At 63.6% G+C, this 22,034-nt stretch carries 24 protein-coding genes; 9 read left to right on the top strand and 15 right to left on the bottom strand.

The features are described from left to right. The first annotated feature begins 4 nt into the window (after nt 1–4). From ACGYLX_RS05525 to ACGYLX_RS05515, 3 genes are all read left to right on the top strand, one after another. On the top strand, nt 5–1,174 hold the full coding sequence (locus ACGYLX_RS05525) for a M20 aminoacylase family protein (RefSeq protein WP_322327674.1): 1,170 nt from the start codon (nt 5–7) through the stop codon (nt 1,172–1,174). Continuing rightward, on the top strand, nt 1,174–2,139 hold the full coding sequence (gene speB, locus ACGYLX_RS05520) for an agmatinase (RefSeq protein ID WP_394447799.1): 966 nt from the start codon (nt 1,174–1,176) through the stop codon (nt 2,137–2,139). Before ACGYLX_RS05525 ends, speB begins: the two co-directional genes overlap by 1 nt. Nucleotides 2,140–2,241: 102 nt before the next feature. Next, the gene (locus tag ACGYLX_RS05515) at nt 2,242–2,667 is read left to right on the top strand and encodes a DUF1499 domain-containing protein (RefSeq protein ID WP_394447797.1); all 426 of its coding nucleotides are present in this window, start codon (nt 2,242–2,244) and stop codon (nt 2,665–2,667) included. Here the strand turns inward: ACGYLX_RS05515 and ACGYLX_RS05510 are convergent. Next, nucleotides 2,605–2,904, bottom strand: coding sequence for a hypothetical protein (locus ACGYLX_RS05510; RefSeq protein WP_271687199.1), 300 nt, complete (start codon nt 2,902–2,904; stop codon nt 2,605–2,607). The two genes, ACGYLX_RS05515 and ACGYLX_RS05510, sit on opposite strands and share 63 nt — an antisense overlap. Nucleotides 2,905–2,964: 60 nt before the next feature. Here ACGYLX_RS05510 and prfA point away from each other — a divergent pair, with 60 nt between their 5' ends. From prfA to ACGYLX_RS05495, 3 genes are all read left to right on the top strand, one after another. Beyond that, nucleotides 2,965–4,020, top strand: a complete 1,056-nt coding sequence (gene prfA / locus ACGYLX_RS05505; RefSeq protein WP_394447795.1) for a peptide chain release factor 1 — start codon at nt 2,965–2,967, stop codon at nt 4,018–4,020. Next, entirely contained in the window at nt 4,017–4,859 is an 843-nt protein-coding gene (prmC, locus tag ACGYLX_RS05500; protein WP_394447792.1) for a peptide chain release factor N(5)-glutamine methyltransferase, read from the top strand. The genes prfA and prmC overlap by 4 nt, the downstream gene beginning before the upstream one ends. Before the next feature lie 208 nt (nt 4,860–5,067). Beyond that, nucleotides 5,068–5,661, top strand: coding sequence for a DUF4167 domain-containing protein (locus tag ACGYLX_RS05495; RefSeq protein WP_394417835.1), 594 nt, complete (start codon nt 5,068–5,070; stop codon nt 5,659–5,661). A gap of 63 nt (nt 5,662–5,724) precedes the next feature. Here the strand turns inward: ACGYLX_RS05495 and ACGYLX_RS05490 are convergent, their stop codons facing one another. From ACGYLX_RS05490 to lptF, 7 genes are read right to left on the bottom strand one after another with little or no spacing between them, the layout of a single operon-like run. Continuing rightward, entirely contained in the window at nt 5,725–6,303 is a 579-nt protein-coding gene (locus ACGYLX_RS05490; protein WP_394447789.1) for a hypothetical protein, read from the bottom strand. A 2-nt stretch (nt 6,304–6,305) separates the two neighbouring features. Further along, entirely contained in the window at nt 6,306–7,148 is an 843-nt protein-coding gene (rsmA, locus tag ACGYLX_RS05485; RefSeq protein ID WP_394447787.1) for a 16S rRNA (adenine(1518)-N(6)/adenine(1519)-N(6))-dimethyltransferase RsmA, read from the bottom strand. Further along, entirely contained in the window at nt 7,145–8,119 is a 975-nt protein-coding gene (pdxA, locus tag ACGYLX_RS05480; protein WP_394447784.1) for a 4-hydroxythreonine-4-phosphate dehydrogenase PdxA, read from the bottom strand. Before pdxA ends, rsmA begins: the two co-directional genes overlap by 4 nt. Beyond that, a complete protein-coding gene (locus ACGYLX_RS05475) occupies nt 8,116–9,354 on the bottom strand; it encodes a peptidylprolyl isomerase (RefSeq protein WP_394447783.1) in 1,239 nt (412 codons plus the stop codon). The genes pdxA and ACGYLX_RS05475 overlap by 4 nt, the downstream gene beginning before the upstream one ends. Beyond that, nucleotides 9,342–11,492 (bottom strand): LPS-assembly protein LptD, encoded by a 2,151-nt coding sequence (locus ACGYLX_RS05470; RefSeq protein ID WP_394447781.1) that lies wholly within the window; start codon nt 11,490–11,492, stop codon nt 9,342–9,344. Before ACGYLX_RS05470 ends, ACGYLX_RS05475 begins: the two co-directional genes overlap by 13 nt. 1 nt (nt 11,493) lies before the next feature. Further along, on the bottom strand, nt 11,494–12,591 hold the full coding sequence (gene lptG / locus ACGYLX_RS05465; RefSeq protein ID WP_394447778.1) for an LPS export ABC transporter permease LptG: 1,098 nt from the start codon (nt 12,589–12,591) through the stop codon (nt 11,494–11,496). After that, complete coding sequence (lptF, locus tag ACGYLX_RS05460) at nt 12,588–13,721, bottom strand: LPS export ABC transporter permease LptF (protein WP_067265972.1); 1,134 nt, start codon at nt 13,719–13,721, stop codon at nt 12,588–12,590. Before lptF ends, lptG begins: the two co-directional genes overlap by 4 nt. Nucleotides 13,722–13,852: 131 nt before the next feature. Between lptF and ACGYLX_RS05455 the strand changes: the two genes are divergently transcribed. After that, nucleotides 13,853–15,325 (top strand): leucyl aminopeptidase, encoded by a 1,473-nt coding sequence (locus ACGYLX_RS05455; protein WP_394447777.1) that lies wholly within the window; start codon nt 13,853–13,855, stop codon nt 15,323–15,325. Between the two features lie 7 nt (nt 15,326–15,332). Then, complete coding sequence (locus ACGYLX_RS05450; protein ID WP_394447774.1) at nt 15,333–15,791, top strand: DNA polymerase III subunit chi; 459 nt, start codon at nt 15,333–15,335, stop codon at nt 15,789–15,791. Nucleotides 15,792–15,843: 52 nt separating this feature from the next. Here ACGYLX_RS05450 and ACGYLX_RS05445 read toward each other — a convergent pair whose 3' ends face one another. From ACGYLX_RS05445 to ACGYLX_RS05430, 4 genes are all read right to left on the bottom strand, one after another. Further along, nucleotides 15,844–16,329: a hypothetical protein gene (locus ACGYLX_RS05445; RefSeq protein ID WP_394447772.1), complete on the bottom strand. Its 486-nt coding sequence runs from the start codon at nt 16,327–16,329 to the stop codon at nt 15,844–15,846. A 153-nt stretch (nt 16,330–16,482) separates the two neighbouring features. Further along, a complete protein-coding gene (locus ACGYLX_RS05440) occupies nt 16,483–17,064 on the bottom strand; it encodes a TIGR02281 family clan AA aspartic protease (RefSeq protein WP_394403047.1) in 582 nt (193 codons plus the stop codon). 45 nt (nt 17,065–17,109) lie between these two features. Beyond that, nucleotides 17,110–17,748 carry a MarC family protein gene (locus ACGYLX_RS05435; RefSeq protein WP_067266625.1) on the bottom strand — a complete coding sequence of 213 codons (639 nt, stop codon included), beginning with the start codon at nt 17,746–17,748 and terminating at the stop codon, nt 17,110–17,112. Between the two features lie 91 nt (nt 17,749–17,839). After that, nucleotides 17,840–19,702 carry an ABC-F family ATP-binding cassette domain-containing protein gene (locus ACGYLX_RS05430; RefSeq protein ID WP_394447769.1) on the bottom strand — a complete coding sequence of 621 codons (1,863 nt, stop codon included), beginning with the start codon at nt 19,700–19,702 and terminating at the stop codon, nt 17,840–17,842. A 106-nt stretch (nt 19,703–19,808) separates the two neighbouring features. Here ACGYLX_RS05430 and ndk point away from each other — a divergent pair, with 106 nt between their 5' ends. Beyond that, a complete protein-coding gene (gene ndk / locus ACGYLX_RS05425; protein WP_067266630.1) occupies nt 19,809–20,231 on the top strand; it encodes a nucleoside-diphosphate kinase in 423 nt (140 codons plus the stop codon). Nucleotides 20,232–20,292: 61 nt separating this feature from the next. Here ndk and ACGYLX_RS05420 read toward each other — a convergent pair whose 3' ends face one another. The 3 genes from ACGYLX_RS05420 to ACGYLX_RS05410 all read right to left on the bottom strand — a co-directional run bounded on the left by ACGYLX_RS05420 (nt 20,293) and on the right by ACGYLX_RS05410 (nt 21,994). Beyond that, complete coding sequence (locus tag ACGYLX_RS05420; protein ID WP_394447767.1) at nt 20,293–20,715, bottom strand: DUF4112 domain-containing protein; 423 nt, start codon at nt 20,713–20,715, stop codon at nt 20,293–20,295. 96 nt (nt 20,716–20,811) lie between these two features. Continuing rightward, nucleotides 20,812–20,934 carry a hypothetical protein gene (locus tag ACGYLX_RS05415; RefSeq protein ID WP_269451603.1) on the bottom strand — a complete coding sequence of 41 codons (123 nt, stop codon included), beginning with the start codon at nt 20,932–20,934 and terminating at the stop codon, nt 20,812–20,814. A 145-nt stretch (nt 20,935–21,079) separates the two neighbouring features. Next, nucleotides 21,080–21,994 carry an MBL fold metallo-hydrolase gene (locus tag ACGYLX_RS05410; protein ID WP_394447765.1) on the bottom strand — a complete coding sequence of 305 codons (915 nt, stop codon included), beginning with the start codon at nt 21,992–21,994 and terminating at the stop codon, nt 21,080–21,082. Nucleotides 21,995–22,034: the final 40 nt, after the last annotated feature.

The following is a 22,034-nucleotide window of genomic DNA, read 5'->3' as shown; positions in this document are numbered from 1 at the left end:
GCCCATGCCCGTGGTGAACCGCATCAACGCCTTTGCGGAGGATATGACAGCATGGCGGCGCCATTTGCACGGGATCCCCGAACTGGCGTTTGACTGCCATGAGACGGCAGCTTTCGTGGCCGAGCGGCTGCGCGAATTTGGTGTGGATGAACTGCACGAGGGCATCGCGACAACCGGCATCGTGGCGATCATCGAGGGGCAGGGCGAAGGCCCGACCATCGGCCTGCGCGCCGATATGGATGCGCTGCCGATCCAAGAGGCAACGGGCAAGGACTATGCCAGCACGCGGGAGGGCAAGATGCACGCCTGCGGCCATGACGGGCACACCACCATGCTTCTCGGCGCGGCGCGATATCTGGCCGAGACACGCAATTTCGCAGGCCGGGTGGCGCTGATCTTTCAACCCGCCGAAGAGGCGGGCGGCGGCGCGGGCGTGATGGTCGAAGAAGGCATCATGGAGCGGTTCGAAATCGCGCAGGTTTACGGCATCCACAACGCGCCCGGCTTTGACGAAGGCGCATTCTACACGACGCCGGGGCCGATCATGGCGGCGGTGGATGAGTTCCACATTCATATCAAGGGCAAAGGCGGCCATGGCGCGATGCCCCATGAGAGCCGCGACCCCGTTGTGGCGGCCTGTGGCATCGCCACGGCCATTCAGACCATCGTCAGCCGCAACCATGTCGCGGCGCAGGATTTGGTCGTCTCAGTCACGCAGATCCACACCGGCACCGCCGATAACATCATCCCCGAAACCGCCTATATCAACGGTACCGTGCGCACCTTTGACCGTGAGGTGCAGGCCATGGTGATGCGCCGGATGCAGCAGATCGTGGACGGGCAGGCGGCGAGTTATGACGTCACCGCCGAGTTGGACTATGAGGTCGGCTATCCCGCCACGGTCAATGATCCGGCCAAGGCCGAGGCCGCCATCGCGGCAGCGACCGAGGTAGTGGGCGCGGCCCAAGTGCACGGTGACTATGGCCGCGAGATGGGTGCGGAGGATTTCAGCTTCATGCTTGAAAAACGCCCCGGTGCCTATCTCTTCCTCGGGGCTGGGGAAGGCGCGGGGCTGCACCACCCGGAATACGACTTCAACGACGAGATCGCGCCGCTTGGCGCATCCTTTTTCGCCCGTATCGTTGAGCGGGCACAGCCAGCAGGAGGCAACTAATGGCATTGGAAGACGCGGCCAAACAGATGGATATGGCCTTTACCCGCGAGGACCTCAAAGGGCCGAGCTATGAGTTGACCTTTGGCGGGGCGACCTCCTTCCTGCGACGGAAATACACCAAGGATCTGACCGGCGTCGACATCGCGGTGACCGGCGTGCCCTTCGATCAAGCGGTGACCAACCGCCCCGGCACGCGCCTAGGCCCCCGCGCCATCCGCGAGGCCAGCGCGCTGCAAGCGCCCGATGCGCCCTATGGCTGGGATTTCGACGTGCTCAGCGAATTCGCCATCGCGGATTACGGCGATCTGGCCTTCGACTATGGTCATGTCAGCCAGTTTCCCGCCGCCCTGACGGCCCATATCAAGACCATTCTGGACGCCGGGGCGGCCTCTGTAGTGCTGGGGGGGGATCACTATATCTCATTCCCGATCCTCAAGGCCTATGCGGAAAAATACGGGCCCATCAGCCTGTTACAGTTCGATGCGCATACGGATACTTGGGAAGACGACGACATGGACCGGATCGACCACGGGACGATGTTCTACAAGGCCGTGAAGTCTGGCATTGTCGACCCGTCTACCAGCGTTCAGGTCGGCATCCGCACCACCAACGAAGACACGATGGGCGTCAATATCATCGACGCGCGTGAGGTGCATGAGAAAGGGCCGCAGGCCACCGTGGCCAAGATCAAGGAAATCCTCGGCGATCGCCCCTGCTATCTGACCTTTGACATCGACGCGCTGGACCCGGCCTTTGCCCCCGGGACCGGCACGCCGGTGTGGGGGGGGCTGACCTCGGCGCAGGCGTCGATCATGCTGCGCGATCTTGCGGGGATCAACATCATGGGGGGTGACGTCGTCGAAGTCTCGCCCCCCTTCGACACAACCGGCGCCACGGCGGTCGCAGGCGCCCATGTCGCGACCGAGATTCTGTCGCTGTTGGGTCACCGCATGAGAACCGCGTGAGCGAAAGCCACGACATCACGCACCGGTCCGCTGAACGGCGGGCCGGCTTGCTTACTGCGACCTCCGTCGCCCCTGACCGCCGAGCTTTGAAAGGTGCTTAAAATGCTGTTCTGGATCATCGTGATCGCCCTCGTCGCCTTGGTGGCCTATGTCCGCCTTGCGCCCATCGACACCGCGCGTTGGCATGTTCAGGCCGAAGGGCAGAAGATGGGCAAGACCCAAGGCACCAACAGCTATATCTGGCGCGCGCCCGTCGAGGGCGACGGGGCCGAGACCTTGGCCCAGCTTGACCGGGTGATCCTGCAAACCCCGCGCACCGAAGTCGTCGCCGGATCGCTCGCCGAGGGGCAGGTCACCTATGTCACCCGCACCAAATTGATGGGCTATCCCGATTTCACCACCATCGGCATCTATGGAGACGCGCCGCGCTATGTCGAGGTCTATGGCCGCTCGCGCTTTGGCCGATCAGATCTGGGGGTCAACGCCAAGCGGGTCAACGGATGGCTTGATCAGATCGAGGCGCGATGACAGGCAGCCTTGCTGCACCTCCCGCCACATCGGCACATTGAGCGACATCTGGCATTGCGCCATGAACATGCGCCCATCCACTTGCAGGCAAATGGTCTCACCCAGTTCCACCCGGGCGCCGCTGCTGTTGGTGCAATAGCAATCAATCGTCTTGCCGCCCGGCGCTTTGACATCCGCAAGGGCAGGGTGCAGGGCCGTCAGGCCCATAAGGCAGATGAGCGGCATAAGACGTGTCATAGCCCATGATAGCACAAGCCGCCTCTTGACCAAAGCAATTGCATAAGCGACAGGAACCCCATGATCCCGATGCACCGTCTCGCGCAAATCTCGCAACGCTTCCAGTTTCTGGAGGCCAGCATGTCTGCGGGTTCCGATGGGGCCGATTTTGCAGCCCTCGCCAAAGAATACAGCGATCTCAAGCCCGTGGTCGATCAGATCGATCTTTACCAGCAGCTTCAGCGCGACCTTGAAGAGGCCGAAGAGATGCTGAAAGACCCCGAGATGGCTGAGCTTGCGCGGGATGAACTGCCGCGCCTGCGCGCCCGTCTGCCGGAGGTCGAGCAGGGGTTGCAACTCGCACTTCTGCCGCGCGACGCGGCGGATGCGAAACCCGCCATGTTGGAGATCCGCCCAGGTACGGGCGGCGATGAGGCGGCACTTTTCGCCGGTGACCTGCTGCGCATGTACCAACGCTATGCCGAGGCGCAGGGCTGGGGGTTTGACCTGATCGAAAGCCAGATGACCGAACTCGGCGGCGTGAAAGAGGTCGTGGCCCATATCACCGGTCAGAACGTCTTTGCCCGGCTTAAGTTCGAAAGCGGCGTGCACCGGGTGCAGCGCGTGCCCACCACCGAAAGCGGCGGGCGTATCCATACTTCGGCGGCGACCGTGGCGGTGCTGCCCGAGGCCGAGGATGTGGATATCGAGATCAACGCAAATGACCTGCGGATCGACACGATGCGCTCTTCGGGCGCGGGCGGCCAGCACGTCAACACCACTGATTCCGCCGTGCGGATCACCCATATCCCGACCGGGATCGTCGTCACCTCGTCAGAGAAGTCCCAACACCGCAACCGCGACAAGGCGATGCAGGTGCTCAAAGCACGGCTCTATGATATGGAGCGCAGCCGGATGGACAGCGAGCGCTCTGCCGACCGGGCGGCGCAGGTGGGATCCGGTGACCGGTCCGAGCGGATCCGCACCTATAATTTCCCCCAAGGTCGTATGACGGACCATCGGATCAACCTGACGCTTTACCGGCTCGAAGCCGTGATGCAGGGCGATCTGGATGAGATCGTCGATGCCCTGACTGCCGACGCCCAAGCCCGGCAATTGGCGGAGATGGAGGGGTGAGGGCCCAAACCGCCGCCCAAGCCATGGCCGCCGCCGCCGGACGGCTGCGTGCCGCCGGTGTGCCCGATCCGGCGCGGGATGCGCGGCTGTTGCTCGCCCATGCCGCCGCTGTCGATGCCGCCCGCGTGACCCTCATCGCGCCCGAGGAAATCGCCCCCGAGGTTGCCGAACGCTTTGACCAGCTCATCTCCCTGCGCGCCGTGCGCGTGCCAGTCTCGCAGTTGATCGGCCGGCGGGCCTTTTATGGCCGCGATTTCGCGATCAGCCGCGATGTGCTTGACCCGCGGCCTGAGACGGAGACCCTGATTGACCTCGCGCTCGGCGAGGATTTCACCCGCATTCTGGACCTCGGCACCGGCTCGGGCTGTATCCTCGTTACCCTGCTGGCCGAACGGGCAGCGGCGACGGGGCTGGGGGTGGACCTCTCGGAAGCTGCCTGCCTTCAGGCCAGCGCCAATGCGGTGCAGCACGGGGTGGCCGACCGCACCGATATCCGGCAGTCCGATTGGTTCAGCGCCGTTGAGGGGCGGTTTGATCTGATCCTGTCGAACCCGCCCTATCTGGCCGCCGAGGAAATGGCCGATGTCTCACCGGAATTGCGCCAGCATGAGCCGGAAATGGCGCTGACTGACGGCCAAGACGGGCTGAGCATCTACCGCATCATCGCCGCCGAGGCGCAGGGCTACCTCACGGCTCAAGGCCGCGTTATGGTCGAAATCGGCTGGCAACAGGGCGAAGCGGTGCAGGAAATCTTTACCGCGGCGGGCTGGGGCCGGGTCAAGCTGGCGCATGATCTCGATGGGCGGCCAAGGGTCGTTTCAGCCGATAAACCGGCGTGAAATCGCGAAAAAACCGCCATTTGGCGGGCTAAGCGGCAGTTTCTTCTTGCCCAAGCCTTTCTGGCATGGTTAGTCAGGGGTGTTGCAGCGGTGGATGCCACAGGCGGTCCCGCGCGGCACTATGCCCAACATATCGCTTAGGCCGGGTTCAAGACGTGCTTTGCACCCCCGGTGAACGACACACAGCACACAAGGCTGACATCATTCCATGAATTCTCCCAGATCACGCTCCCGGTCGAAGAATAACCGCAAACGCTCGTCGCAAGGTGGCGGCGGCAATGTCGTCAACCGTGTTTTTGACAGCTCCGGCCCCGAGGGCAAGGTGCGCGGCACGCCGCAGCAGGTTATCGAGAAATACAACCAACTGGCCCGCGATGCCCAGTTGAGCAATGACCGTGTGGCCGCCGAGAACTTTCAACAGCACGCCGAACACTACCTGCGCCTGCTGAGCGAGGCACAGCGCGAAGTGGACCAGCGCCGCGAGGAGCAAGAGCGCCAGAACCGTGAGCGTCAGGCCGAGCGGGATCGCGAGCGGGCCGAGCGTCAGGAGCGCGAGGCACAGCAGGGCGGCCAGTCGCAGGGCGAGCAGCCGAAAGCCGACAAACAGCCCGAGCAGCAAGAGCCCGCGCAACAGCAGGCCGAGGCCGAGACGAACAGCGAAGAGAGCACGCTGGTCGACACGCCCGAAAGCAAGCCCAAGCCGAAACGCGCCCCGCGCCGCAAGCCCAAGCCGAAAGCGGCAGAGGCACAGCCGCAGGAGGGTGGCGACAGCAAGAGCGACACCGCAAAGGTCGCAGAATAAGAAAAGCCCCGCAATTTGCGGGGCTTTTTCGTGGGTGGTGATGGTCGACAGCGCGGGGCAGATTTACCCTTCCATCCCCGCCTGCACATATCTGATCCGCCCGTTGCGCCGCAGCACCTCTTCGCGGGGCGCCCAGTCATACCGCGGGTCGCTGGTGACCGGCGACCAGAACAGTTCCCCCCCGCGCCGCCACGGATCAAGGACAAGCCCCGCCTGCATCGGCGCACCGGCGGCCGAGATGATGGCCGTGGAATGATCCAGCAGAATCCGCGAGTCGCCATTGGCGATGGCGCGGTGCAGGTCGAGGGTTGCGAAACCCTCGGCCTTCAGGCGTTTCTCCAAATCCTCTGCCCAATGCCAACACAGGCCGCGCGGCTTGCTGCCGTTGTTGACCTTCACGTTATGGATCAGCGGCGGGTCGGTGATCTGATAGGCGATCGCCAGGTCATGGGTATGCCGGTAAGCGATCCGCGCGGCACGGGCGGCCTCTTCGGGATTTACCTGCGGTGAGAGGTTTTCGATAGCGCGGGCGAGTTCCGTGATCTCGGCCTCGGTGCCCATAGGCGGTGGGCCGTTGCGCGGCAGGGCGCAGGCGGAAAGCCCCAGCAATAGGGCAAAGACGAGCAATAGTCGGTAGAACATGGTTACCCCTTGGCAATCTCGCGAGCGAGGGCGCAGAACCCCTCAAGCGGCACCTGCTCGGCGCGGTCGGTGGGTTTCAGCCCCGCGGCGGTCAGACGGTCCTCAATATCCGGCGCGGCGCCTTTGAGCGCCGAGCGCAGCATCTTGCGCCGCTGGTTGAAGGCCATCGCGACCACATGGCTCAGCACCTTCGGGTCGGCAGGGAAGCGCGGTTCGGGCAGGGCGGTCAGATGCACCACGCTCGACGAGACCTTGGGCGGCGGGGTGAAGGCACCGGGCGGCAACTGCATCACGATCCGCGCGTCGCTGCGCCACTGCGCCAGCACGGCCAGCCGCCCATAGGCTTTGGAGCCGGGCGTTGCCACGATCCGCTCCGCCACCTCGCGCTGGAACATCAGCGTGAGGCTTTGCCAAAACGGCGGCCACTCGGGCGGGGTGAGCCAACGGACCAGCAGTTCGGTCCCGACGTTATAGGGCAGGTTGGCCGCCACCCGGATGGGCGGGGTCAGATGGCTCAGCGGGTCGATCTCAAGCGCATCGCCTTCGATCACCGTCAGGCGACCGGGGTAATGTTCCGCCACCTCGGCCAGCGCGGGCAGGCATCGGCGGTCCTTTTCGATCGCCAGCACATGACGTGCGCCTTCAGCCAGCAGCCCACGGGTGAGGCCACCGGGGCCGGGGCCGATCTCCAACACGTCGCAATCGGCCATATCCCCCGCTTGCCGCGCGATCTTTGCCGTGAGGTTCAGATCCAGCAGGAAGTTCTGGCCGAGGGACTTCCGCGCGGCCAATTCGTGGGTGTTGATCACCTCGCGCAGCGGCGGGAGATTGTCGATTGCACTCATGTCTTTTGGCCCATCTGCCATGCCAATTTGATCGCTTCGATCATGCTGGTCGGGTTGGCGCGCCCTTGGCCCGCGATGTCAAAGGCGGTGCCGTGATCGGGCGAGGTGCGCACGAAGGGCAGCCCCAGCGTCACATTCACGCCCCGGTCGAAATCCAAGGTCTTGATCGGGATCAGCGCTTGGTCGTGATACATTGCCACCGCCGCGTCATAGCCCTCGCGGGCGCGGGCGTGGAACATCGTATCGGCAGGCAGCGGCCCGGTCAGCGCAAAGCCTTCGCCCTGCATCTCAAGGATCAGCGGCGCGATCCAGTCGATCTCTTGCCGGCCCATGCTGCCGCCTTCGCCCGCGTGCGGGTTCAGCCCGGCGACGGCGATCCGGGGGCGGGCGATGCCAAAGCGGTTTTGCAATTCCTGCGCGGTGATCTCAATCGTGCGGCGCAGGCCCGAAGGGGTCAGCGCCTGCGGCACCTGATCGAGCGCGATATGGATCGTGGCAGGCACGACGCGCAATTGATCAGAGGCGAGCATCATCACCACGTCATCGACACCTGCAAGTGCTGCGAGGTATTCGGTATGGCCCGGATAGGCGAATCCGGCCCCGTCTTGCAGGGCCTTCTTGTGGATCGGCGCGGTGCAGACGCCGCAGGCCGCGCCCGTCTGCACCAGATCGACCGCCCGGGCGATCACGTCGATCACCCCCTGCGCATGGCCGGGCTGCGGCACGCCGGGCAGGGCAGCGCTGTCGAAGGGATGGGGGAGCACGGGCAGCGCATCGGCACTGGGCACGCTCACCTCATCCGGGCTGTCGATCACGCGGTGCGGGACATCCTGCGGCAGATGACGCGGGTCGCCGATCCAGACCATTGGGATGTCCTTCGAAAGCGCCGCCCAAGCGCGGGCGGCGATCTCGGGGCCGATCCCGGCGGGTTCACCGCAGGTGATGGCCACCGGCCGGGACGGGCGGCTCATTGGCGGGTGATACGGGCTTCGGCGCGGGCCTGTTCCAGCAGCTGAGTGGCATAGCCCTCAAGTTTGCGCTGCCGGATCGAACTGACCACCGCCTCGCGGTTCACATCGGCATTGGCCGCCGTGGTGCGGTTGCAGAGCATCAGGAAGACCAAAGTCTCCCCATTGGCACGGGTCAGCGCGGTGGAGACTTCGCCGGTATCGAGTTTCGCCAGTTCAATGGCCACGTCCTGCGGAATTTCCGCCGGGGCCTTGGTGCCACGGTCGAGCACATTGGCGGGCTGGCCCTTGGCCACGCCATAGAGGTCATCACATTGATCCACCTGACCGCGCAGCTCAGCCGCGCGCGACAGCGCAGCCTCGGAACGGCCACCGGGGATGTAATAGGCGGCATAATCGATTTCGGAATACTCGACGCTCGGCTTGCCGGTCTCTTCGATGCCGCGCAGTTGGAACAGGGCCACGGCATTGGGGATCGGCAGCGGCGCTGTCACCTCACCCGGGGCGAGGGCCAAGAGGATGGGCCGCAGGCTGGCGGGCAGTTTTTCAAGCGGTGTCCAAGGCATCCGGCCCCCGCGTCCGCGCGAGGCTGTGGCGGAATGCTTGCTGGCATAGGACGAGAATTCGGCCTCGGAGCGGCTTTCCGAAATGCGTTCGGCCAGCGCGTTCACCTGATCGGCATTCTGCGGCGGGGCGGGAATGATAATCTCCGACAACAGCACACGCAGACCGTTGTTGCCCCGGCTGCTGCCAAGCGCGCGGTCGACCTCTTCGTCGGTGATGTCGACCCGGCCATTGTAGCGCGCGCGAATAAGATCACGCCATGCGGCGCTGATCACGATGAAATCGCGAAACGTCTCTTCGGAAATCTGCGCTTGGCCAAGGACTTTCAGAAACTCCTCGGTCGTCAGGTCCGCGCGGCGGGCAAATTCCGCCATGCCGGATCGAATGCCCTCGGGGGTAACTTCGAGCCCGGCTTGATCAAGGATCTGCCCACGCAGGCGATCGTCGATCAGACTGTCGATCACGCTGTCGGTATCGGTCCCGGGCGCGCCGATCAGCTGCATGAAGCGCTGACGCTGCTGCACTTCGTAGCCTGTGATCACCTCGTCATTGACACGGGCCACGGGGGCAAAGAGGTTCTGCGCCGCTGCCGATTGGCCAATGACCAGAGCAAGGGCGAGTGCCGCAGTCCCACGGATCCCGGCGCGGACGGTCTGTTTCGTTACTTCCCACATGAGCGTACGTATCTTTCTGTTCCGGTGTTTGCGGCAAAGCCCCTGAGGCCGATGTTAAAACCGATATCCGTTGAGGGCTCAACACTTGTTGAGGATGAATAGCTGCGGTTCACGGAAAGGTCGACCTGCACGCATTCATTGTTGTAGCTCAGGCCAAGACCCGCCGTCGCTGCGCGTTCGTCAGCAAGATCGAACCGCCATTCGGCGGAGGCCTGCCACTGGCTGTTGATCGAATAGCTGCCGTCGAAGGTGATCTCAGACACGTCTTCGTTGCGGTCCTCGGCAGCGTCTTCGTGAAGCCAGACATAGCTGCCCGAGACCTGCCCGCGTTTGAAATCCCAGACCCCGCGCAGCTCCGCCTTGGCGACCTCGAAGTCATCGTCGACCAGCCCGCGCCCGATGAGCGCCAGACCATTGTCGCTGCGCAATTGTCCGGCCAGCAGGAAATCGGAATAGGTGCCCTGCAGGCCAGAGCTAAAGCTAAAGGCGTCATCCGCATCGGCGCGGATCACCTGACCGAAAGACAAGCTGGCATCCATGCCGTTGGGATCGAGCCGCGCCCAATTCACCCCGATGGCCGCCACAGCACCCCGTTCGCGCCGGTCGGGCCGGGGGAAACGGCTGAGCGCCAAGAGGTTGCCCTCGTCATATTCCACCAGCGTGCTTTCCTCATTCGGAATGTCGAGGCGATCACCGCCAGTCCAGCCCAATTGCACCAGCGGTTCAAGCTGTTGCACCACGCCCGCGGCCTCGCGGCGCTGCATGGGGTAGCGCATGGTCACGGCGGCATGGGGCACGAGGTCGGAGTAGCGCCCGTCATAGACGGCATCCTGCGCGATGTTGAACAGACCAAAGCTTGCCCCCGCCTCAACATCGGTCATCAGACCGTTGCCAAAGGTGAAGCGCCGCAGCCACGCGGCCTCCCCGTTAAGCCGCGACACATCGCGCCCGTCGGCCTCGCCATCCCCATTACCATCGGTGCTGAGGTCCGACGACCGGCGGTGGCTATGGGCCTCAAGCGTCAGGCGGAGTTCGCCGCCCACGGAAGTCGGGAAATAACGCCGCTGGAATTCACCATCCAAGACCAGATTGGGCAGCAGATCATTGTCTTCACCATCGCGGAGCGATTGGTAGTTCAGCAGGGTTGCCCGCATATATTCATCGCGCCGTGCGCGGCTGACGGTCAATTCGCTGGTCAGACGGTCCTTGCCCGAATAGCCATAGTCGCTGAGATAGGAACTGTCGCTCGTCGTTTCGATATCGAAATACAGTTTGTAGTCGCGCCGCAGATCGAAACTGCCGGTGCCAAAGAGGTAGCCACGGGTTTTGCCGGGGTCCAACTCATCATCGGTGATCGCCCCTTCGAACTCGATCCGTCCCGAAACGAAAGCCTGACGGTAGCGGAACTCAAGCGTGCGGGTTTCGGCGGATAGATAGGGCGTCAGCGTCAGATCGCGGTGATCGCCGATCTTGATGAAATAGGGCAGTTTCAGCCCCACGCCCAGTTGCGAGGTCGAGCGGACCGTGGGCGCCAGAAAGCCAGTCGCGCGGTCCAACGTGGGGTCGGGCAGCCGCAGGCGGGGCAGATAGGCAATGGGCACGTTCTTGATCCGGAACTGCGCCTCGTCAAAGTAAAGCTGCTGCGCCAATTGATCATGCACCACCCGTTTCGCGCGGATTTGCCAAAGCGGCGTTTCGCCATCTTCGCAGACTTTGCAAGAGGTTACGGCGGCTTTGTAAAGTTGACTATAGCGCCCTTCGACCCGGTTGATCTGCACGGCGGCAAGCTGCAACTGCTGTTCAAGGATCATCCGCGCGCCGCGCAAAAGGCCGGACTGCAAACCCGCATCGAGCGAGGCCGCATCGGCGAGGATCGTGGTATTCTCCCCCTCAGACAGCACAATCGGCCCTTCGATGCTAAGCGCGCCGGTGGCCTGATCATAGCGGATCGCCGTGGCGCGCAGCCGCGTATCACCTTGGAAAGCTTCGACATTTCCCTGCGCGACCAAGACCTTATCGCGGGTAATGAAGACCTGATCGGCCACCAGAACGGCGGGGCGGTCGCTGGCGGGCGCGGTCTGGGCGGCGAGGCTCAGAGGCGCGAAAGTAAGGGCAAGTCCAACAAGGGCCGCGCGCATGTCAGCCGTCCTCCGCATGCAGTAGCAGGCCTAGCGCCAGAAAGATCGCCGCCACGGGCGGCGCCCAAGCGGCAAGGATCACGGGGATCTGGCCATTCTCGCCAAGGATCTGTGCGAAACTGCGAATGAAATACAAACCGAACCCCAGCAAAATCGAGGCCAGCACAGCGACGCCGGTCCCCCCAAAGCGGGTATGGCGCATGGTGAATGCGCTCGCAACCAGAACCATGGCCACCAGAAAGAAGGGCCGCGCAAGCTCGGCCTGAAGCCAGACCTCATGCTGGCGCGTGCTGAACCCGGCCTGTTCCAATTGCCGGATGAACTCGGGCAGTTCATAGATCGAGACGGCGGCGACACGGCCAATGCTCTCGCGGATACGCTCGACGGTGAGGGAAGAGGGGATCGTCAGGGTCTCATGCACCTCCGCCGCGCCTTCGGCGTTCACCCCGGCCGCCAGCGGCCAAATCTTTGCCCCGGTGAGCTCCCAATCGCCGCTGCTGAGTTTTGCGCTTTCGGCTTCGATGCGCCGGATCGGACCCTTCTCGGCATCATAGCTGATAATCGTGACGTTATAGAGCACGGAGGCGTCGGCGTTGGTACGCCATGCGCGAATAACCGATTGGCCTTCCTCCGTGCCTTGCCGCAGCCACAGCCCCTCGTCACTGACCGAAAGCGCCGCGCGGCCATTGGACCGGTACTCTTGGGTCAATTGCTCGGCCCGCTCACTGGTCGCCGCGACGATGGGGTTGAGCATGGCCACGGCCAGCGTGCCGATGATCAAGGCCACCACCACCGGGGCCACCAGCGCGCGCAGGGCCGAGCGGCCCGCGGCCCGGGTCACCACCAGTTCGGAGGACCGGGCAAGCCCAATGAAAAGCGCCACCGTGGCGAGGATCATGATCAGCGGCAGGATCATGTTGATGGTCTGGGGCATGTGCAGCAGCGTCATGCCCAGCACCTGATCCCAGCCCACATCGTCATCGGCGAAACGCCGGGCCTGATCCACACCATCGACCAGCATCACCAGCGCGGCCAGCACCCCGGTGATGACGAGAAAGCTCATGAAAAAGCGGCGGGCGAAATAGAAATGCAGGATCATGTGGCGGCCCTCTTGCCACGCAGACGCCGCCTTATCCAGCGCGGATGTGCGGCTTGCCAAAGCATCGCCAGCGTCAGCACGGCCCCGATGAGCGAGGGCAAATAGGCCAGCGGCCAGAGCGCTGCCGCCTCGCGGATTTGCACCACCATCGTGCCCCGCAGCCCATCAATGGCGATGAGCAGGCCGAAAGCGATCACCGCCTCGCGCCAGACGCCAAAGCGGGAGAAACCGCCGAGGATCAAAGTCGCGAAACCAATCATCGCGGCGACAAGGCAGAACAGCGGCTGCGCGAAGCGGCCATGCAGCTCTTCGGCCACCACGCCCGGCGAGGTGTCGGTCGCCGCCGCCACCCCGTCCCAATCCCAAAGCAGATCAGGCGTGACCATGGCACTCACCGACAGGTCGATCGCGTCTCCGCTGCTGACCAGCGGGGAAATATCGAACGAAAAGTCGCGGAATTTGGCCGTGGCCAAACGGTTGCTCTCGGTGTCCAGCCGTTGCGCCATGCCGTTGAGCATGATCAGCGTCGTGTCGTCGCCGTTGCGGGCGAGGTAGGCTTCGGCAGCGGTGTAGATCACACCTTCGTCGGCCTTGCGCCGATCCGACAGGAAAACATCGCGCAGCACCCCGTCGCTGTCGATGGCGCGGGTATAAAAGGTGACATCGTCGGAGGGATGCAGAAAAGTCCCCTCCGTCAGCAGCCTTGCGGTGAGGTTGCGCGAGATTTCGGCCTCGCGCTGCTTCAACTGCCCCTGCGCCATGGGGACCAGAAAATGGCTCAGCACCGTCATCATCGCCGCCACGCAAAGCCCGAAAACGAAGACAGGCCGCGCCAGCCGCCACGGGCCGGAGCCTGCGGCCTGAAGCACCGTCAACTCGGATTCGCCCGACATGCGGTTGGTCACATAGACCGAGGCGGCAAAGGTCGCGATGGGCAGGACGGTGACGATGAGTTTCGGCAGACCAAGGGCCGTAAACTCCAAAAACACCAAGGCGGACTGGCCATCGCCGATCAAGCGGTCGAACAGGACAACCGCGCGGTTGATCCAGAAAAGCGCCACCAGCACCAAAGCGAAAAAGCCGAACATAACCAGAAGTTGCGACAGCATGTAGCGGTCAATTCTTGCCACTCTGATCCCCCGAGATGCTGTGACGGCCTTTGCGCAGATCTTAGAGCAATTCGCGGGGCGGGAAAACTGCTATCTGGCCATGGGCCGCGCGGCGCGCTAGGTCTGGGGCAAAATCAACCATGAGGCATGCCATGACCGATCTGACCCCCATCACCTTCGCCGAGACCGACATCGACCGTATCGCGGGGCATTCCGGGCGGATCGCGGTGTTTCTGGAGCCTGAGGGCCGTTTGGATACCGGGGCGCGGCGGGTGAACCGTCTGACCAAAGGCGCTTTGCAGCGGCTGGTAGAGAGTGAGCGTTTCGCGGCGCTGAAACCCGGCGAGGTTCTCAGCATGGGATATCCTGCGGGCATGGCGGCAGAGGCGGTCGACGTGATCCATATGCCGCGCCGGGCAGAGGTGATGACCGCGCGCAAAGCCGGGGCCGCGCTGGCCAAGCGCCGGGGCGACAGCGATCTGCTGATGCTCGCCGCCGCGACACGCCGGGTGGCCGATGTGGCCTTTGGTCTGGCAATGCGGGACTACGGGTTCGAAGATCACAAATCCGCGCCCAAGGTGCGCAAAGGCACGGTCGAAATTATGTGCTCCAAACCCGATGACGCGCGTGAGGCCGCCGCACCGCTCATGGCCGTGGCCGAGGGGGCCTTCATGACCCGCGATCTGACCAATGCGCCCGCCAACATCCTGACCACCACCAATTTTGCCGAACGACTGGCCGAGTTGGAGAGCTTGGGCCTGAAAGTTGAAGTTCTGGATGAGGAAGAACTCGCAAAGCTCGGAATGCGCACGCTTTTGTCTGTGGGCCAAGGTTCGGACAGCCCATCGAAAGTGGTCGTGATGCGGTGGGAAGGCGGCGCGGATGACGCAGCCCCTCTGGCGCTGGTCGGCAAAGGCGTGGTCTTTGACACCGGCGGCATCAGCCTTAAACCCGGGGCTGGCATGGAAGACATGACCATGGACATGGGCGGCGCGGGCGTCGTCTCGGGCGTGATGCGCACGCTGGCGCTGCGCAAGGCCAAGGCGAATGTCGTGGGGCTTGTGGGCATCGTTGAGAACATGCCCTCGGGCAATGCCACCCGTCCGGGCGATGTGATCACCACGATGAAGGGCGATACGGTGGAGGTGATTAACACCGACGCCGAGGGGCGTTTGGTGCTCTGCGATGTCATGTGGTACGCGCAAGATCGTTTCAAACCCGCGGCGATGATTGATTTGGCGACGCTGACCGGGGCTATCATCATCGGGCTGGGCCATGAGAACGCCGGGGTCTTTTCGAATGACGACGGGCTGTGCAACGATTTCCTAAAAGCCGCCGAGAGCGAAGGCGAGGGCGCGTGGCGGATGCCGCTGGGGCAGGGCTATGATGACCTGCTGAAAAGCCGCGTGGCCGACATGAAGAACATCGGCGGGCGTCCGGCGGGGTCGATCACTGCGGCGCAATTCCTCAAGCGGTTCGTCAAGGATGAGACACCTTGGATTCACCTCGATATTGCCGGTGTTGCCTCACTGAAATCCGAAAGCACGCTGGCGCCCGCGGGCGCGACGGGCTGGGGCGTGGCGGCGTTGAACCGTCTCGTCGCCGATCGTTTCGAGAAGGGCTGAGCGACTGATGGGGGCGGCTTACTTCTATCACCTGACCCAGCGACCTCTGGTCGAGACGCTGACGATGCTGCTGGAAAAGTCGCTCGCCAATGGCTGGCGCGTGGCTCTGCGCGGGACGGATCGGGCGGGGCTACAGGCGCTGGACCGGGCGCTTTGGACCTATGCGGATGACAGTTTTCTGCCCCATGGCATGGCGGGCGGGCCGCAGGACGCGGATCAGCCCGTGCTGCTGACGCTGGAGGATGGCGCCCCCAATCGGGCGGATTGTCTGATGACGGTGCATGGGGCCGATGTCACGGCTGCGGAAGTGGCAGCGCACCAACGGGTCTGCGTCTTGTTCGACGGCCATGATCCCGTGGCGTTGGATGAGGCACGCGGCCTGTGGAAGCGGCTGAAATCCGACGGCGCCTCGGCCCAATATTGGTCCGAGGAAAGCGGTCGCTGGGAAAAGAAGGCCGAGACTTAAAGGGCGGCAGTGCAGGGGCAGGGGCCGAAAGCCCGCCGCCCCTGAACGCGGATCAGGCCGCTTTGTCGAGCGCGGGTTTCGCGGCAGCGGCGGATTTGGTCGCCTCGGCCTCCGGTGCTGCGGGTTCGACCTTGCTGACATAGGATTTGGCCGCTTCGACCGCGCTGTTGTTCACGGGCGCGATCGTGTCCAGCAGGGCGCGGGTGCGTTGGCTGTCGACGCTGCGCTGTGCTGCGGCGCGGGCAAAGGCTTCGTCATCCGCGCTCGTGGCTTTTTGGGCCGTCTCAACTGGCTTTGCCTGTGCCACGGCTTGCACCGTTTCGACCTTGGCAGGCGCTTGCACGGCTTGAGGTTTGGATGCCTCCTGCGCCGCCGCGCTGTTCTGCGCGTTCTGCCCGTCATTGGCAGGTTTCGCCTGCGCCTGAGATGGCTTGTCCTTGGCCTTCTCGGCTTCCTGCGGCTTTTCAGCCTTCTCCGCCTTAGCGGGTTTGTTGCTTTGTTGGTAGGAGGATGACCCACCAAAAATGTTCATCAGCATAGCAGCACTTTCTCCAAAATTGGGTACAGTTGTGCCCTGCAGATATCCGCTCAAAAGGGCGGGAACCTGTTCAATTCACGGCGAATGCGGCGTCATTTTGCGGCGTGTTTGATGTTTTGCCCCGTATTTCCGGCAAGGTCTTGCCCTATTCCGTCAGCGGCTCAGGCGCAGTTCACCGCCGCTGATCTCGATCCGGCCCCAACGTTGCAGGTAGCCCATGCCGAGCAATGATTGCGACATGATCCCGTCATTCACCACCGCGGGGACGTTGTGATCGACCGCATGGCCCACCACCACCTCGTCGAGACGCACGAAGGCGGTGCGCGTTTCGCCATTGGCGGTGCCCGCGCGGCCAAGGTAATCCAGCCCCTCGGGGTCGATGCCGATGCGCGCCGCGTCGGATTTGGTCAGCACGATATCGGATGCGCCCGTATCGACGACAAAGCGCACCGGCGCGCCGTTGATCTGGGCCGTCAGGTAGTAATGCCCATCGCGCCCGCGGGGCAGGACGATGTCACCCTCTTCGCTGATGGTGAGATGTTGGCGGGCGCTGTCGCGGGTGATGTCTTGCCACAGGCCGACGCCCGCCGCGGCACCGGTAAAGATCAGCCCCCAGACCGCCGCCTGTTGCAGGGTCTTGTTCATATTCGGGCGGCTGTGCATGAAAAACCAGCCCGCCACCATCGCCAGAAGAACGATGAGATAGATCAGATGTGCTGTGTCGATACCGGCCATGAACGCGCCCCCTTACATCTCATATAGGAAGGCCGCGCGGAAATGTCAGCCGGACGTGGGGCCCGGGCCAAAGCCAAAGGCCGCCAAGCCGTCGAGCACGAATTGAACTGAGAGCGCCGCCAGCAACATGCCAAGCAGTCGGGTCACGATGTTAATGCCGGTCTTGCCCATCGCCCGCTCAAGCGCGCCGCTGACCTGCATGGTCAGCGCCATGACCACCAGTGTCAGCGCGGTGATCACGATAATGGTCAACAGCCCTTCGCCGCCCGGTTTTTCTCCCGTCAGCAGGATGACCGAGGCGATGGAGCCGGGGCCCGCAATCAACGGAATGGCCATGGGGAAGACCGACGGATCGTCGTGGTCGTCTTCATCCGCGCGGTCCTCACGCCGTTTGGTACGGCGGTCGAAGAGCATGTCGAGGGCGGTGATGAACAACAAGATGCCGCCCGCCACGCGGAAAGCGGGCATGGAGATGCCGATGAACCCCAGCACCGCTTCGCCGAAGGCGGCAAAGATCAGCAGCACCAACCCGGCCACGCCCACCGCGCGCCATGCGATCTTGCGCCGCTCTGCATTGCTCATCCCGCGGGTAAGCGCGAGGAAGACCGGCGCGATGGCGATGGGGTCGATCACCACGAACATCGTGACGAGGGCGGTGATCATATAGGCGGTGTCGAGGGTCATGGGACTTCCTTGGCGCGGGGCTTCTTGCCAGAATGCACGAGGGCCGCCCCTTAGGCGACCCCTGCGATGTGATAAAGTGAACGCTTCCGGATCAGGCCGTGGCCTTCTCCAGCTTTTCCTGTGCGCCCATCCAAAGCGATTCCGCGCGGTCCAGCGCCTCCATCACCTCGGCGTATTTCTTGTTCCAGACCTCAAGCTCACCGGTTTTGGCGTCCTCATAGAGCGCGGGATCGGCGAGTTTCTTGGCGAGCTTGTCGCGCATCTCGTTGATCTTTTCCATCCGCGCTTCGGCCTTGCGGACCTCGCTGCGCAGGGCCAACACCTCATCGCGGCTTGCGCGTTTGGGCTTTGGCGCTTCTTTCGGCTTGGCGGGGTTCTTGCTGACCGGTTTTTCCGGCGTCAGCAGCATTTTGCGATAGGCTTCGAGGTCTTCCTCATAGGGTTTGACCGTGCCTTTCGACACCAGCCACAGCCGGTCGGCCACCAGCGACAGCAGGTGCATATCGTGGCTGACGAGGATCACCGCGCCCGAATAGCGCGTCAGCGCTTCCACCAGTGCTTCGCGGCTTTCGATGTCGAGGTGGTTGGTCGGCTCGTCGAGGATCAGCAGATGCGGCGCGTGCAGCGTCGCCAAAAGCAGCGAGAGCCGCGCCTTCTGCCCGCCCGAAAGCCGCCCAACCTCGGTCTCGGCCTGTTCGGGGCCAAGGCCGAAGCCCGCAAGCTGCGCGCGCAGTTTCGATTGCAGCACGCCGGGGCGCGCGGCGATCATGTGCTGCAGCGGGGTCTCTTCGACGATCAGCTCGTCGACCTGATGCTGGGCGAAGAAACCGACGCGCAGCTTGGAGGAGTTGATCTGCCGCCCAGCCATCAGCGGCAACCGGTCCGACAGAAGTTTCGCCAGCGTCGATTTGCCCTGACCGTTCTTGCCCAGAAGGGCGATCCGGTCGTCTTGGTCGATGCGCAGGTTCAACCGCGTCAGCACCGGGTTGTCGTCGCTATAGCCGACTGAACCGTTCTCGATATTGATGATCGGCGGCGAGAGTTCCTCGGGCTCGGGGAAGGTGAATACCTTGCGCGCCGCCTCCTCGGGCGCGGTGATCATGTCCATCTTCTCGATCATCTTCAGACGCGATTGCGCCTGCTTGGCCTTGCTGGCCTTGGCCTTGAAACGGTCGACAAAGGCCTGCATGTGATCGCGCCGGGCCTGTTGCTTCTTGGCCATCGCCGCCTGCAACGCGCGTTTCTCGGCGCGCTGGCGGGCGAATTGGTCGTAGGGGCCTTGGTAATAGGTCAGCTTGCGGTCTTCGAGATGCAGGATGCCGCCCACGGCGCGGTTCAACAGGCCGCGGTCGTGGCTGATGATCAGAACCGTATGGGGGTATTTCGCCAGATAGCTTTCCAGCCAGAGCGCGCCTTCAAGGTCGAGGTAGTTGGTCGGCTCGTCCAAAAGCAGCAGGTCGGGCTGGGCAAAGAGCACGGCAGCCAGCGCCACGCGCATCCGCCAGCCGCCGGAGAAGGCGGAGCAGGGCATCTGCTGCTCTTCGTCGTCGAAACCAAGCCCCTTCAGGATCGACGCTGCGCGGCCTTCGGCGGACCAAGCGTCGATATCGGCCAGACGGGTCTGGATGTCAGCGATGCGGGCAGGGTCTTCGGCGGTCTCGCTCTCTTTCATCAACCGGGCGCGTTCAACGTCGGCCTCCAGCACCGTGTCGATCAGCGAGGTCTCGGACGAGGGCACCTCTTGTGCCACACCGCCGATCTTGGCGCGGGAGGGCAAAGAGATATCGCCGCTGTCGAGTGACAGCTCACCACGGATGATTTTGAACAGCGTCGTCTTGCCCGCGCCGTTGCGCCCGACGATGCCGACCTTATGCCCCTCGGGGATCACGGCGGAGGCTTCCTCGAACAGGGGGCGGCCTTCGACGGAGTAGTTGATTTCTGAAATGCGTAACATGAAAGCCGTTTGGAGCAAGCGGGGCCGAAGGTCAATCACGGCTTTTCATGGGCCAGACCCCATGCTAGGGAGCGCGCAAATCAACACCCGCTATGGAGTACAGCCAATGGCCCTCGAACGCACATTCTCGATCATCAAGCCCGACGCAACCCGCCGCAACCTGACCGGCGCCATCGTCAAGAAATTCGAAGACGCGGGCCTGCGCGTTGTCGCACAAAAGCGCATCCACCTGACCAAAGCGCAGGCGGGCGAGTTCTACAAAGTGCACGCCGAGCGTCCCTTCTACGACGAACTGTGCGAGTTCATGGCCTCCGCGCCGATCGTGGCCCAGGTTCTGGAAGGTGAAAATGCCATCGCGAAAAACCGCGAAGTGATGGGCGCGACCAACCCTGCCGATGCGGCAGAGGGCACCATCCGCGCAGAATTTGCTGAAAGCGTTGGCGAAAACTCCGTGCACGGTTCCGACGCGCCGGAAACCGCAGCGGTTGAGATCGCATACTTCTTCTCCGGTCTGGAACTGGTCGGCTAAGCCACCCGTTCTTCGGAAAGACTGAAAGGGTCGCCTTGGGGCGGCCCTTTTTCTTTGGTGATCAGTTGTTGAGCGTCGGGTGGTGCGAGGACATGCGCCCTTCGACATTGCCCAGCGGCGGGGCTTTAGCAGCTTGGTCTTTCAGGTGACGCTCCAGCAAGTCGACGTTGCGCAGTTTCGACTTCCAACCGATATCGAAAAGGTCACCGACCAGCGGGACCGAGCCGATCACATAGTCGACCCCGGTGTTCACCAGCATTTTCGCCAATACGCTTTTCGGCGCGCCCATGCGGTGCGATTCTTTCAGGATGTAGGCCGCGGGCAGAAGGGCGAGCGTATCGCCCACCACCGGCACGAGGCCCAGAATCGAATCCCATCCCATCCGCACGCCGACGATCGGCAGCTTAAAGGCGCTGTCCATGCTGACGGCCAAACGGCGCAGACGGGCGAGGTCAGCTTCGTGAGAGGGGGTATGGGGTTTCATATCTGTCCTTGCGTGTTGCTCTAGGCGGCAAACGCATGGTCCGGCCCCAAAGTTCCCCCCATCCACCGGCCCCCTCCGGTGCGCGGGGAGCGCCGTTCAAAGACTGGCGTAGTCGGTGATCAGCGGCGTGGGGCGCTGCGGTGGTTGGGCCGAGGTGCCGTTCGGCTTCGGCGCGGGCTTTGGTTTCTGTGGTTGCGGCGTTCTGTCAAGTCGGGCCATCGGGTAGCTCCTTTGCTGCTCGCTGGGGTTTGATGTCTCTCACCCCCGAAACCAGCTTGGGCGCGGTTCGGGTCCATAAGGGGGCCAGATTGCGCCCAGAATGGGGCATTTGTTGCGATTTTGCGACGGAATGCCCGGTATTTCCCTATGGCTTGAAGAAGAAACGCGCCTCTGCCTGCAAGGTGCCCTCTGGGGCAACACGCTCACGGCCAGTCAGATCGACCAGATGTGCGAGCACGTTTCGCGTGGCCGCCCCCAAGAGCGCGGCAGGCGTTTCGGTATAGATGGCGCGAGCGAGGTCCTCTGCCGTCGCGGGCCCGGCAGCCAGCGCGTCGAGGATCGACACCTCCCGCGCGCGACGATGCGCGACCAACCAGTCGAGCCGCGCGTTGGGATCGCTCACCGGGGCGCCGTGACCGGGGTAGAACACCCGCCATTGCCGCGCGCCCAGCTTCTCGCAGGAGGCCATGAAATCAGTCAGGTCCCCATCAGGGGGCGAAACGAGCGAGGTCGCCCAGCCCATGACGTGATCCGCTGTCAGACAGGCATCCCCCCAAGCGAGGCTGACATGATTGCCGATATGGCCCGGCGTGTGCAGCACCTCCAACGCCCAGCCGTCCCCCTCTAGTACATCCCCATCGGCCAGTACGTGATCGGGGCGAAACCCGTGGTCGACACCTTCACCGCCGCCCATCAACCCCGCCTCGGCCAGCCCCTGCATCACCGTCGAACGGCCCGCCGTGGCCTCACCAAAGGCCCAGACCTCGGCCCCCGTACGCTCGGCCAGTGGGCGGGCAAGCGGCGAGTGATCCAGATGCGTATGGGTCACGATGATATGGCTGATGCGCTGCCCGGGCTGGATCGCGGCGAGGATCGCCTCAAGATGCGCAGCGCTATCGGGGCCGGGGTCGATCACCGCCACATCGGTCTCGCCCAAGAGATAGGTATTGGTGCCGCGATAGGTCATCGGTGAGGGGTTGGGCGCCACGATCCGCCGCAGCCCGGGTTCCAAGGTTTCGGCAAGGCCAATCTCGGGGTCGAAGTTGTCGGGCGGCAGCATGGTTTCACCTTTCGCTGGGGCAGGGGGCTGGCTAAGGTCT

Origin of the sequence: Sulfitobacter sp. 1A13496 (genome assembly GCF_043557225.1) — a bacterium.
In the GTDB taxonomy this organism is placed as follows: domain Bacteria; phylum Pseudomonadota; class Alphaproteobacteria; order Rhodobacterales; family Rhodobacteraceae; genus Sulfitobacter; species Sulfitobacter faviae.
The sequence above is the reverse complement of the archived record's forward strand: the minus strand, read 5'-3'. Positions and strand labels throughout refer to the sequence as shown.

Excerpts from the sequence above, each read along its gene's own strand:
- ACGYLX_RS05525 (WP_322327674.1), top strand. The coding sequence starts at position 5 with ATGCCCGTGGTGAACCGCATCAACGCCTTTGCGGAGGATATGACAGCA.
- speB (WP_394447799.1), top strand. The coding sequence starts at position 1,174 with ATGGCATTGGAAGACGCGGCCAAACAGATGGATATGGCCTTTACCCGC.
- ACGYLX_RS05515 (WP_394447797.1), top strand. The coding sequence starts at position 2,242 with ATGCTGTTCTGGATCATCGTGATCGCCCTCGTCGCCTTGGTGGCCTAT.
- ACGYLX_RS05510 (WP_271687199.1), bottom strand. The coding sequence starts at position 2,904 with ATGACACGTCTTATGCCGCTCATCTGCCTTATGGGCCTGACGGCCCTG.
- prfA (WP_394447795.1), top strand. The coding sequence starts at position 2,965 with ATGATCCCGATGCACCGTCTCGCGCAAATCTCGCAACGCTTCCAGTTT.
- ACGYLX_RS05495 (WP_394417835.1), top strand. The coding sequence starts at position 5,068 with ATGAATTCTCCCAGATCACGCTCCCGGTCGAAGAATAACCGCAAACGC.
- ACGYLX_RS05490 (WP_394447789.1), bottom strand. The coding sequence starts at position 6,303 with ATGTTCTACCGACTATTGCTCGTCTTTGCCCTATTGCTGGGGCTTTCC.
- rsmA (WP_394447787.1), bottom strand. The coding sequence starts at position 7,148 with ATGAGTGCAATCGACAATCTCCCGCCGCTGCGCGAGGTGATCAACACC.
- pdxA (WP_394447784.1), bottom strand. The coding sequence starts at position 8,119 with ATGAGCCGCCCGTCCCGGCCGGTGGCCATCACCTGCGGTGAACCCGCC.
- ACGYLX_RS05475 (WP_394447783.1), bottom strand. The coding sequence starts at position 9,354 with ATGTGGGAAGTAACGAAACAGACCGTCCGCGCCGGGATCCGTGGGACT.
- ACGYLX_RS05470 (WP_394447781.1), bottom strand. The coding sequence starts at position 11,492 with ATGCGCGCGGCCCTTGTTGGACTTGCCCTTACTTTCGCGCCTCTGAGC.
- lptG (WP_394447778.1), bottom strand. The coding sequence starts at position 12,591 with ATGATCCTGCATTTCTATTTCGCCCGCCGCTTTTTCATGAGCTTTCTC.
- ACGYLX_RS05455 (WP_394447777.1), top strand. The coding sequence starts at position 13,853 with ATGACCGATCTGACCCCCATCACCTTCGCCGAGACCGACATCGACCGT.
- ACGYLX_RS05450 (WP_394447774.1), top strand. The coding sequence starts at position 15,333 with ATGGGGGCGGCTTACTTCTATCACCTGACCCAGCGACCTCTGGTCGAG.
- ACGYLX_RS05445 (WP_394447772.1), bottom strand. The coding sequence starts at position 16,329 with ATGCTGATGAACATTTTTGGTGGGTCATCCTCCTACCAACAAAGCAAC.
- ACGYLX_RS05440 (WP_394403047.1), bottom strand. The coding sequence starts at position 17,064 with ATGGCCGGTATCGACACAGCACATCTGATCTATCTCATCGTTCTTCTG.
- ACGYLX_RS05435 (WP_067266625.1), bottom strand. The coding sequence starts at position 17,748 with ATGACCCTCGACACCGCCTATATGATCACCGCCCTCGTCACGATGTTC.
- ACGYLX_RS05430 (WP_394447769.1), bottom strand. The coding sequence starts at position 19,702 with ATGTTACGCATTTCAGAAATCAACTACTCCGTCGAAGGCCGCCCCCTG.
- ndk (WP_067266630.1), top strand. The coding sequence starts at position 19,809 with ATGGCCCTCGAACGCACATTCTCGATCATCAAGCCCGACGCAACCCGC.
- ACGYLX_RS05420 (WP_394447767.1), bottom strand. The coding sequence starts at position 20,715 with ATGAAACCCCATACCCCCTCTCACGAAGCTGACCTCGCCCGTCTGCGC.
- ACGYLX_RS05415 (WP_269451603.1), bottom strand. The coding sequence starts at position 20,934 with ATGGCCCGACTTGACAGAACGCCGCAACCACAGAAACCAAAGCCCGCG.
- ACGYLX_RS05410 (WP_394447765.1), bottom strand. The coding sequence starts at position 21,994 with ATGCTGCCGCCCGACAACTTCGACCCCGAGATTGGCCTTGCCGAAACC.